Below are 11132 nucleotides of genomic sequence, written 5' to 3'. Positions count from 1 at the left end.
TGACCTCTATCCTGGCCGAGGCCTTTCCCAACACCCTGCTGCTGGCCGCTGTGGCCATCCTCTTTGCCATGCTGCTGGGCATCGCCCTGGGCGTGGTGTCGGTGGTGAAGGACAGCCCCGCCATGGGGCGCGTCATCATGGTGTTCTCGGTGCTGGGCATGTCCTTGCCCTCCTTCTTCGCCGCCATCCTCATCGCCTGGCTCTTTGCCTTCGTGCTGGGCGACTACACCGGCCTCAATATGACCGGCAGCCTCTATGCCGTCGACGACTTTGGGCGCGGCGAATACATACAGTGGAAAAACCTCATCCTGCCCGCCCTCACCCTGGGCATACGACCCCTGGCAGTGGTCACCGAGCTCACCCGCAGCTCCCTCCAGCAGGTTATGGCCCAGGACTATATCCGCACCGCCCGTGCCAAGGGCCTCAGCCTCTGGCGCGTCATCACCCGCCACGCCCTGCGCAACGCCATGAACCCCGTCATCACCGCCATCTCCGGGTGGTTCGCCTCCCTGATGGCAGGCGCCGTGTTCGTCGAATATGTCTTCGACTGGAAAGGCATCGGCGTGGTCATCGTCAGCGCCCTCGAAACTTACGACTTCCCCGTGGTGATGGGCGCCGTGCTGCTCATCTCCGTCATGCTCGTGCTGGTCAACATCACCGTCGACATCCTTTACGGGCTGCTGGATCCAAGAGTGAGAATGCAGTAGGGGAGACTTGAGGACTTATGAGACTTAAGGGACTAAAAAGACTTTTGAGACTGAGGAGAAAAGAGGATTAGTGAAGGGGCTCATTTACAAATACTCCAATCACTATCCTTTTTTGCCTGTCAAGAGAAAAAATCCGGGGCGAAAAATATCGGCTAATCATTTTTGACCTTTTGGCAGATCTAGGGCTTTTGAACAAATTAGTTAAACTGCCCGCTTGTCTGCCTTTTTTTTGACTTTCCCCTTATAAATTGGGAGGTTTCTGGTGTTCGAAAAATACGAACGATAATAATCCCAAAGGAAGATTAATACCTGGATTCATGGGCTTAAAATAATAATTAAAATAATAATGAACAATAGAGTAAAACAAATGTTTAAATCAGTCTGGCTCGCTATGTCGCGAAATACTAATTCATAGAAATCATGTCAAAATATATTTGTAAAAAATTTTTTTTTGTTTTTTTAATCTTTCCATTGGTTTCTTTTGGTCAAATAAATTTCAGAAATGAAATCAGTTTACAATCAAATACTAGTTCCCATATTCCGGTTGAAGTTACCGCTTGGTCAGCAGCTTCCTCAAGCGGTAATTCGCAAATGGATAAATTGTCATCCCGAATAGCTGCTGGTTTTGAATCTTTTAATAGAAATACAGAATCTTTAAAAAATAATGAGAAAACCTTTCCCAAGAACTTTGTCAGCTTAAAGTTAGGAGCTGATGATCCTTGGTTTGGGATTGCTTATGAAAGATTATTGAGCCCATACATAGGAACAGAATTTCAAATTGGATTAATCGGAGCTTCTTTAGGGGCTAAATTTTATTTTCCTGCTATCAGAAGTGGACGATTGAATTTTCATGTTGGCGTATTGCCAGGCTGGGGTTTTATGGGCGGCTTAAAGACATATTTCCCAATAGGAATTAATGTACTAACAAAAAATAATTTTAGGTTTAGCCTTGACGCCGGTCCCCGAATCTGGCACGATGATGGCGAAGAAAATTTTCTTGGATTCTCACTAAAAATCGGTAAGGCATTTTAGCATTTGCCTAATGTCCCCATTTATCCTAACAACTTATCCTTCGTTTTCAAATAGTTTTTCAAAAGACTTTTGATAACAAGCTTGACAATTCTTAAGCAATCAAGTGGAGGCCAGCACCCACTTTAAAAAACGGACTACCCAGATAGTTGCGATCGGGGGGCGTTTCTGAAAAGCCTTATGAGTAGGAAGCTAATTTCAAAATAATGACAAAACTTAATTTTAAAATTTTGCTAAGTATTGGTATTGTGTTGCTAACTTTTGCTGGTTGCAGCAAAGAGGAGGAAGAACCTATGCCAACGAATACGGATTTACTAACCAAGGAATGGAATGTTTTAAGTATTGATGGAGAGACTGAAGGTTTCGGGTCCATTTCATTAAAGTTTGAAAAAAGTGGCATGTTGGTCATAGAAGTTACTGATGATGGTGAATCGTTTTCGCAAACTGTCCAGTGGGAATGGGGAGCCAATGAAACGACAATTAAGGTAATATTTTTAGGAGAAGAGCTTATCTGGGTAGTCGACAAACTTACTGCTGATGCCTTTTGGTTTTACGATGAAGAGGAATCGTTTTTTAAACTGGAACCTAAAAGGTAGGTTGATTAAAATTTGGATAAACCGTCCGTCTTTTTTGTTAAAACGAAAAGGGAACAATCCCTTGTTTTTTTCATCATTAGCGAATAGGGTTTTTCTTTTCAAGCCCGAAGCTTTGATTAATACTAACCTTATGGTCTAATAAGTTTATTTGCGGCTCAGTGAAAGGTTGTGATGGGAAGGAGGTGAAATTCCTCCTTCCTGCGCTACCAATTAACTTTTTGCGGTCAGTTTGAATCCTATCTGGAGAAAACAAGGTCTGATTTTAAATTAAACCAATATAATTCTCGTGATGTATTTTAAAAATTCTTCATTAAGCATCAATGCAAACGAGATAATTAATTTCTTCTTTCGTATAGCTGTTTAATGGCCCCTTAAATCATCGGATCAGGCTAAATATTTAATGCGAAAACTTCGCAATGAAAAATAAAACAGCAAAATAAGAGGACCTTCAAAATAAAATGGAAGCATCTGGGCAAAGTGTTGCTTTTTTTCTCGAGAAACAATGTACTTACTCTTTTTCCTGATCCTTATTTTGGGCAAGTTTAAGAAACAACACAACGAACAAAAGAACAACCAAAAAACAACTTTGATAGTTCTTGAAAAATATTTTGTTAAACTGACAAACAAAAGTTGAGACCAGAAACAACTTAAATAAACGGTGCGTAACCGAAAAGCAATATGAGTAGGAAAATTAAATTCAGAAAAATGAAAATAAAATTTGCGATGCTTTTTATAGCATTATTTACCTCCTGCTTTTCATATGCTCAAAATTTTAAAGGACATGTTTCTGGGACATTAGGAATAATTAATACTAAAGTGCGAGTCCAATATGAATTACCACTAAAAGATAGAGCAAGTTTCGGTATAAATATGAATTATTATTTGCAAAACTGGAAAGGCCCTGTTTTTGAACCATTTATTAGAATATATAGAAAAAAAGAGGGTAATACAGAAGGTGTTTTTGCTCAGGCCAAAATGATATATGGAAATCTCTTGGGAAATTATAATTCTTCTGCTGGAGATTTAGAAGACATAAGATCGCCTATTTATGGTTTTGGCTTAAATGCTGGATACAAATTTTTGTTTGGAAAACATTTTACAGTTGAGCCTTTATTAGGTTTAAGATTACTTTCAGCTCCTTCAAATCTTGGTGATGAGACGGATTGGTATTTAAGTACAGGTTTTCCCTTAGACTTTCAGCTTAAATTTGGTTTTCAATTCTAAGTAATTCACAAAAACCAGCCCATAAACGCACCTACCCGTAAGTGGGGCGGATGTGGGTTATTTTACATTTGTGCTTCTAATAAAATAATTTGGAAATTGAAAGTGTATTGCTTCGTAAGCCCCACCAGCAGGTAGCTGCCAAATGTTAAAGACATATTTTGATCGAATGGGATAGGCAGGTTTTGAGCGTGGAAAGACTCCGGGCTTCTTAAACGCTTCCTCAAATTGAAAAAGAAAAGAATGGCTGAAAACAATGGCTGGCCGAAGAAAAGCCTGAAAACAAATTTAGAGGTACCTTCAAAAAAGATAGTGGCTTTTGAGAACAAAGCTGCAGCCTGGGATATTTGCCTGGGTTTCAAGTGTGACCAGGCTCCATCGCAAGCCATGTTTTGCGCGAAGCCATGAACCCCGCAATCAACGCCATCTCCCGTTGGTTTGCCACCCTGATGGCTGAGGTTGTCCCGCTAATCTCCGTCATGCTCGACTCAATGGTGAGAATGCAATAGGGGAGACATTTGAGACTAAAATGACTTGAAAGATTAAAGAGAAAAGGAGGCATTAAGAACGGGCTCATCCAAGAATACTCCATTCAATATCCTTTTCAGCCCGGCACAGGTGGCAAAAAACCGCGTTAAGGTGAAAGTTTGTTAGCCTTTTCAGCCTCCCCCATTTTTTAAGCCGCCTGGCGGCGGCAGTTTGGTGGGGCCTGTTTGATTTTTGCCCGTCTTTCCTCCTCCCGTTACCCTTCCAGCGGCATTCCAAGGTCGGCTGAAAATGGTTTAAACACGAGCATGGGACGAGCATGGTCTTACCCGGATAGGAAATTGATGGATGAAAAGAACCAAAGAAATTTCCGAAATTCTTTAACGCAATCCTGGTGCCATAGATTCAAGAATAAAAAAACTTGGATTGTCATTTAAGCAGGGTTGATCATTTTCCTCCTTACCAAGTCCTTACCAAGTCTTTACCAAGTCCCTTTTAACTCTCAGCGGAAGCGAACATGAAACGGAGAGGGTATGGAGATGGAAGGGATCTGGTGAAGGGAGGGGATGGTGTATTATTTTTTATTTGGGCTGGATCTTTTTTGGTGGTAATTATTTTCGGGGCATTGGTTCATCTCCGAAAAAGAAGGCTGCACAAAAACTCATTACATTTGTGCATAATAGTATCGATGGGAAATTGCTCCTGACCCTCAGGTAATTTCTTGCTGAGGGTGGAGAACCTTGCTATTTAACCACAAATTCCCTAATGGATATGTTTGCAGAATTCCTGGTTTCATCAGCAGCCTTTGTTTTGTTTGCTTTCTGGGTTTTCAGGGTAAAGTTCCGGAAAGACTATTTCAGGCGGGGAAAACTTTCCTTCCTCACCCTGATGCTTGGGATCCTGGTTTTTGCTTTTCACGGGAACTTGCTTTACCTTGCATTGCCCGCCAGGTGGCCCTGGCTGCCGGAGATGAATGGAAGCACTTTTCTCCAGATAATTTCTTTATTTTTCCTGGGAACGGGGATAATTATCCTGCTGGTGGCCTGGTCAGGAATCGGCACAAAAATCAGCCTGGGGCAGGACCAGGGCAGGCTTTGTACCACCGGGCTTTATCGGTATTCGAGAAACCCGCAGTTGCTTGGCTATGGCCTTGTCCTATCGTATTTTGTCATCGGGTATTTTTCCATTCCGGTCTTTTTATGGTTTCTGACCTATTGCATCGCTGGCCTTTTTATGGTTCAAACGGAAGAAGCCTTCCTGGCTATGAAGTATGGGGATGAATACCAGGCCTATTGCAGGGCCGTCCGCCGGATTATTTGATTGCAGCAGAACCATGCCGGTGATTGCTGGCAAAGTTTCTGACTTCAATCTTATTCCTATAAAAATGGGTAGCTTTTCAATTCGATGCTTCCTTAATCATTTATAAAAAACTGGCGAGATGCGATTGAATTCAAAAAACATTAATTTTGAATGGGCTAGTGGAAGTAAATCCTTCCTCCATTGAAATTGATCCATGAGCATTAGCCGAAAAACAGCACTTTTCCTTGCAAAGGTTACGCCCATTGCCATCCTGTTTTTAATCTCGCTGATCCAGTGGTCGTATGCGGTGAAAAGCAATATGGGAAAAACGCTTCCATTGATCGTCATCGTTGTTGAAGCAGTTTCCCTTTTTGTCCTTGCCTCCCTCATTATATTTATCCTGTCAAAGGTGGGGAATAAGCTCCGGTCTTATCCTGCCAGGCTGATCCTCACTGCGGGATTGTATTTTTTCGCCCTTGCAGCGAGTTTAATTTCCTCCATTGCAAGGGATTTAACGGGATATGATCCCCTTACCTTTGACAGTTATTTTTTCATCAGGAGCCTGAATTTTTTCTTCCCCATCATCCTGGTGGTTGTGGTCTATGCCCTGGTGAGAAACCGGATGGACCTGGCCGTTGAACGTGAAAACAAGCTCAGGGCCGAGAGCCTTGCTCAGCAGGCCAGGTGGATGATGCTCAGGTACCAGGTGAACCCGCATTTCCTGTTTAATGCCCTGAATACCATCCGTGCGTTAATAGGACGCGATGATGAGCAAGCCCGGAAAATAGTGACCGAAATGTCAGAATATTTCCGGTTCAGCCTTTCTGTGGAGAAAAAGACCCTGGTGACCGTTCAGGAGGAGATGAACGCCGTAAAGAATTTCCTTGAGATCCAGCGGATCCGGTTTGAGGACCGCCTGGTGGTGACCACCCATGAAGATGCTAATGCCAAAAATCTCCTGATTCCTGCATTCACCATTCAGACCCTTGCCGAGAATGCAGTGAAATATGGTTTGAAGACTTCCGGAAAAACCATCAGGGTAGCGATCAGCATTGTCCGGGAGGGGGAAAAATTAAACATTGTGGTTAGAAACACTGGAAGAATTTTTCATGCTCCCGATCATCAAGCCAGGGAGGAGGGAACCCGGAAAGGCCTTGAGAATCTGAAGGAAAGGCTTGCGTTCCTTGACAAGGATTATGGGTTTTCGCTGGCGGAAACCAATGGGATGGTTGAGGCAAGGGTGACCATCAGTGTAAAAAGTTTAAACCATGAAGCAGTGGAAAGCATTGATCGTTGATGATGAGCCCCTGGCAAGGCTTGAACTGATGCGCCTGCTGGAGGATTATGAACAGATCAGCATCATAGGCCAATCGGGGACGGTACCTGAGGCGCAAAGACAGATCGAAAGCCTGTCACCCGACCTTATCTTCCTGGATATTGATCTCGGCCCAAAATCGGGCTTTGATCTGCTCAGTTTGGTTGAGAATAATTTTCAGACCATTTTTGTAACTGCCTTCGACGCTTATGCCTTGCGCGCCTTCGAGGTGAATGCACTGGATTATCTTTTAAAGCCCATTAACCCGGCCCGGCTGGAGGAGTCTGTTGCCCGCCTGGGAAATCCCTTCGTGGGAAAGGCCCCGGTATTCCTTAAACCTTTTGATAAGATCCTGGTCAATGTTGGCCGGACCACCCGGTTTATCGGGGTGGGTTCGATTGAATTCATTGAGGCCAATGGCGATTATACCAATATTTATACTCAGGAAGGAATGATGGGAACCTTGCACCACACCATCAGGAAATGGATGGAACGGCTGCCTTCAGCCATGTTCTGCCAGGTGCACCGGTCCTTCATTGTGAATATCAACGGCATAGAACGGATCCAACCGAAAGAAAACGGAATCAAGGAACTAATTACAAAAAACAATAAAGTAAAAATCCCTGTCAGCAGAAAATACAGCAAATGCCTCAGCCATTGGAAAATATAAGGCATAATTGATGTGAACCCTGGGAGTCTGGACCCAGGCTGAAAGGATGATGATGTGAGATTGTCATTCATCGAAAAATCTGATCTTTTATCGAAAAAAAATCAATTTGGCTTACTGCTACATCTATTATTGTGATGATTTTTTCACAAAATGATTGTAGCCATGAAAAAGCTAAACTTTTTTTTTGTTTCACTTCTTGTCATTTCAAACTGTTCTTCAGCTCAAAGTTATGATAGGCTTAACCAGTCATTGGACAGCATCCTCTCTTCCTATTATCAAAAGGGGAAGTTCAACGGGAATGTCCTGGTGGCCATTGATGACAGGGTAATTTTCCATAAATCCTATGGCTTTGCTGACCTAAACAAGGCCATCCCCCTGGACACCAATTCGGTTTTTTGCCTGGCATCGCTCAGCAAGATTTTTACCGCTTCAGCCATTCTTATGCTGGAGGCTGAGGGTAAATTATCCATTGAGGACAGGATAAGGAAATTCCTCCCGGAACTCCCCACCTTTTATAATCCGGTCAAAATAAAGCACCTGTTATCCCATACCTCAGGGATCCCAATAGATCAGAGAGGCTGGCAATCGAAGATCGACACCGATAATTCGGATGTCATGGCATTTCTTGTCAGCCAGAACAAGCTTGAATCTTTCCCGGGAGAGAAGTACAGGTATTCGAACGAGGGATTCAACTTGCTGGCCATGATTGTCGAAAAGACAAGCGGGCAGAGCTTTCCAGAATTTGTTGAAGAAGTCGTATTCAGTAAGTTAAACATGGGAAGTAGTTTTGTTCGCCCCGCTGTTCCCGGGGAAGCCAGGGAGCACATTGTGAGTTCTTACGTCAATGGCAGTCAGGCCGACTGGCCTTTGTTTTCTTATGGACCAGGGGGCGTTTATTCAACCACGGGCGACCTGGCAAAATGGGATAAGGCCTTTTTTAATTTTTTGGTTTTGAGTGAAGCAGCCGTCGCAAAGGCCTTAACTCCTGTCAGGGTGAATGAAAAGCCGCAAAACTATGGCTATGGCTGGGGAATTATTTCAATGGGGGGCAAAACCATTGCAGGCCACACGGGGGGCATGTTTGGCTTCCGAAACCTTTACGAAAGACAACTGGAGGATAAAGTCACCATTATTATCCTGTCAAATATCGGGGATGAAACGCCCCTAATGGCGATCAGGGAGCAAATTAATCGCCAGCTTGTCCATGTCTTAAATTAAATATTCTGACCATGAGGCAAGCACGCATTCTCATACTGGCCCTTTTGTTTTTTGATTGTCTTTTGGGTGCCCGTGCAATGGCCCGGCCAGGCCCCATCCTTCAACAGATGGGTGACGTTACCACACCATCCCCTGATTTTCTGAGAAACAGGATTATCCCTATTCTTTTGATTTCCCTGGGGGTAGGAATCACCGGCATGTGGACGGCAGATATCGTTTTGGGAAAATTCTCGGACCGGGGAGGGTTTTTCAATTGGCGTGAAGGAGAGAACATGCTCTGGCCGCATATTTCGGCAGAACTGCTCATGGCCATTGGTTTGATCATGGGAGGGGCAGGATTGTATGGCGGGAAAGGCTGGGGTTTATTCCTGTCCCTGGCGGCCCTGGGTGCCCTGACCTATTCATCCGTCAACAGCTCAGGATGGGTCATTGCGGATAAAAAACGGCTCCCCTATGGTGTTCCCATGTGGATCAGCTTGGGCGTGGCCATTCTTTCATTGTTTTTCCTGATAAGTTAATGCAGGCCATAATCCGGAAAAATCCACGAGAAATGTTTAAGCCAATGAATTATTTTTCAAAAAAAAGGAGACCACTTTTGAGCTTATGGATAAGCCTGGGGTTGAGCCTGGGGTTATTCCCCATGAGAGGTTTGCCCCAGGCAGCAGACTTTGAATTTTTTCTTGTTAAGGTTGACAGCCTGGAGCAGATTGGGGACTTTGAAGAAGCGGAAAATCTGCTCTCAGAATGTCTGGAGAACAATGACGAACATTGGTTTGACTGCTCAAAGAAAAGCATTGCCATGAATGAGAAGCTTGGCAATTATTCCGACAATCTTTCCATTTTTAACCAGGCGCATGAAAGCGAGTATTTTTATTTCATTCACAGGCAGATGCCAAAATATGCCGGGTATTTGGAACTCCCGGGTTTTGATTCAATAGCACGGAGAGATCTTTTATTGCGGCAAAGGGCAAATGAAATTTCGAGAACCATTTATGAGGTTCAACTGCCTCAGCATTATGATCCATCCCGAAGTTATCCCCTGGTTTTTATTTTTCACGGCGGGGGCAGATCCATGGTGCAAGCGAAAAAACACTGGCAGGTCCATGCGCTGGACCATGGATTCATAAAGGTTTTCCTGCAAAGCTACCGTCATTTTGACTCCAATACCTTTGGGTGGGGATCATCGGATGAAAGGCTTGACAGGGATGTAAAAGGGATTTATGAAGAAATTTTATCCGTTTATCCTGTTGATACTACAAATATACTTGCTGCCGGAATCAGTGCGGGTGCCACTGCGGCCATCGACCTTTCCCTCCGGAAAGTAATACCAGCCAAAGGTTTCCTGGCTTTCTGCCCTGATTTGCCGCGGTTTTTGGATGAAAACCCTGCCTTGCTTCTGAATAATGATATCCGGGGCTATGTCTCAACAGGTTCCGAGGACCCATTTCGTGACCGGGATCAAGTCCTGGCAACTCTTTTTAAAGGATTAGATGTACACTGCAAATTTGTTTCAGAACCAGGGCGCGGCCATGAATATCCCGTAAATGAAAGCTTGACGATAAGCGAGGGCCTGGCCTTCATTTTGAATCAGGAAAAGATTGGCGGGGGATTTGAAGAAGTTATTTCAGGAGCCATTGCGAAGGGGCTCTGCAGGGGATTGTCCATAGCGATCGCTGATAATAACCAAATATTGTATTATAATTTCGGCAAGTTAAATCACGAATCTTCGGATACTCCAAATCAGCAATCCATTTTTGAGATTGGGTCGGTCAGCAAGCTTTTTACGATTTTTATTTATCAGGCACTGGCTGAAAGAGAAATTGTAAGCCCTTCAGATCGTGTGGGATATTATTTGCCCGAAATCACAAATCCAGCCGTAAGCGACATGACCCTTGGCCTGCTGGTAAACCATACTTCAGGCTTGCCTTCGATGCCTGATAATTTGCCCGAAAGTGAAGCGGACAAAGGAATATCCTCTTATACCGATGAGGATTTTATTGCTTTTCTGAACAGGTTGCATATTGAAGATTCACAAAATATGTTTGTCTATTCCAATGCCGGGATAGCCTTACTGGGGCTGGTCATTGAGCGGGCTTCAAAGAAAAGCTACCATGAACTGCTGCAGGGGTTTGTTATTGCAAATTTTAACCTGGAAAATACGTTTATCAAAGTTCCGGAATCAAAGCAAAAGGAATTTGCTTCCGGCAGCAAAGAGGGAATGGATATTGACTATTGGGAGATGGATAATGTGCTGGCACCCACCGGGGGGATCCGCAGTTCTGCAGAAGATCTTGTAAAGTTTTTGTGCTACACGCTGTATTCAGAAAATTACGCTTCAATCAGAAATTCCATGATAAGAGACCCTTTGCAGATAGGAGAGGGATTGTCCTATGCTTCTGCCTGGTTTATTCAATCAATTGATGACAGGGATTATTTCTGGGTATCGGGATCTACTGGCGGATTCAGCGCCTTTTTGGGTTTTTGCAAGGAAAATGACAGGTGTGTTGTTATGCTAAGCAATTCAAGTCTGGGGCTCAAGGAGGCTGGCTTGCAGTTGTTGAGTAAAAGCAATTAATTGAACAGGAATGACC

10 protein-coding genes are annotated in these 11132 nt (G+C 43.8%); all 10 read left to right on the top strand.

Annotated elements, in window-relative coordinates; all coding sequences use genetic code 11:
• Positions 1 to 707 (top strand): ABC transporter permease (locus V2I46_14885; GenBank protein ID MEE4178788.1); only part of this gene is annotated, 707 nt, incomplete at its 5' end.
• Positions 708 to 1127: 420 nt separating this feature from the next.
• A complete protein-coding gene (locus V2I46_14880; protein ID MEE4178787.1) occupies positions 1128 to 1739 on the top strand; it encodes a hypothetical protein in 612 nt (203 codons plus the stop codon).
• A gap of 203 nt (positions 1740 to 1942) precedes the next feature.
• On the top strand, positions 1943 to 2332 hold the full coding sequence (locus tag V2I46_14875; protein MEE4178786.1) for a hypothetical protein: 390 nt from the start codon (positions 1943 to 1945) through the stop codon (positions 2330 to 2332).
• Between the two features lie 705 nt (positions 2333 to 3037).
• Positions 3038 to 3556: a DUF3575 domain-containing protein gene (locus V2I46_14870; GenBank protein ID MEE4178785.1), complete on the top strand. Its 519-nt coding sequence runs from the start codon at positions 3038 to 3040 to the stop codon at positions 3554 to 3556.
• 1254 nt (positions 3557 to 4810) lie between these two features.
• Positions 4811 to 5359 (top strand): methyltransferase, encoded by a 549-nt coding sequence (locus V2I46_14865; protein ID MEE4178784.1) that lies wholly within the window; start codon positions 4811 to 4813, stop codon positions 5357 to 5359.
• Between the two features lie 193 nt (positions 5360 to 5552).
• Positions 5553 to 6635: a histidine kinase gene (locus tag V2I46_14860; GenBank protein MEE4178783.1), complete on the top strand. Its 1083-nt coding sequence runs from the start codon at positions 5553 to 5555 to the stop codon at positions 6633 to 6635.
• Positions 6607 to 7323, top strand: a complete 717-nt coding sequence (locus V2I46_14855) for a LytTR family transcriptional regulator DNA-binding domain-containing protein (protein ID MEE4178782.1) — start codon at positions 6607 to 6609, stop codon at positions 7321 to 7323. The genes V2I46_14860 and V2I46_14855 overlap by 29 nt, the downstream gene beginning before the upstream one ends.
• Positions 7324 to 7485: 162 nt before the next feature.
• Complete coding sequence (locus V2I46_14850; GenBank protein MEE4178781.1) at positions 7486 to 8541, top strand: serine hydrolase domain-containing protein; 1056 nt, start codon at positions 7486 to 7488, stop codon at positions 8539 to 8541.
• An 11-nt stretch (positions 8542 to 8552) separates the two neighbouring features.
• Positions 8553 to 9059, top strand: coding sequence for a hypothetical protein (locus tag V2I46_14845; protein MEE4178780.1), 507 nt, complete (start codon positions 8553 to 8555; stop codon positions 9057 to 9059).
• 77 nt (positions 9060 to 9136) lie between these two features.
• A complete protein-coding gene (locus V2I46_14840; protein MEE4178779.1) occupies positions 9137 to 11116 on the top strand; it encodes a serine hydrolase in 1980 nt (659 codons plus the stop codon).
• Positions 11117 to 11132: the final 16 nt, after the last annotated feature.

Origin of the sequence: Bacteroides sp. (assembly GCA_036351255.1) — a bacterium.
Lineage (GTDB): Bacteria > Bacteroidota > Bacteroidia > Bacteroidales > UBA7960 > UBA7960.
The sequence above is the reverse complement of the archived record's forward strand: the minus strand, read 5'-3'. Positions and strand labels throughout refer to the sequence as shown.

Excerpts from the sequence above, each read along its gene's own strand:
- V2I46_14875 (MEE4178786.1), top strand. The coding sequence starts at position 1,943 with ATGACAAAACTTAATTTTAAAATTTTGCTAAGTATTGGTATTGTGTTG.
- V2I46_14855 (MEE4178782.1), top strand. The coding sequence starts at position 6,607 with ATGAAGCAGTGGAAAGCATTGATCGTTGATGATGAGCCCCTGGCAAGG.
- V2I46_14860 (MEE4178783.1), top strand. The coding sequence starts at position 5,553 with ATGAGCATTAGCCGAAAAACAGCACTTTTCCTTGCAAAGGTTACGCCC.
- V2I46_14850 (MEE4178781.1), top strand. The coding sequence starts at position 7,486 with ATGAAAAAGCTAAACTTTTTTTTTGTTTCACTTCTTGTCATTTCAAAC.
- V2I46_14845 (MEE4178780.1), top strand. The coding sequence starts at position 8,553 with ATGAGGCAAGCACGCATTCTCATACTGGCCCTTTTGTTTTTTGATTGT.
- V2I46_14880 (MEE4178787.1), top strand. The coding sequence starts at position 1,128 with ATGTCAAAATATATTTGTAAAAAATTTTTTTTTGTTTTTTTAATCTTT.
- V2I46_14865 (MEE4178784.1), top strand. The coding sequence starts at position 4,811 with ATGTTTGCAGAATTCCTGGTTTCATCAGCAGCCTTTGTTTTGTTTGCT.
- V2I46_14870 (MEE4178785.1), top strand. The coding sequence starts at position 3,038 with ATGAAAATAAAATTTGCGATGCTTTTTATAGCATTATTTACCTCCTGC.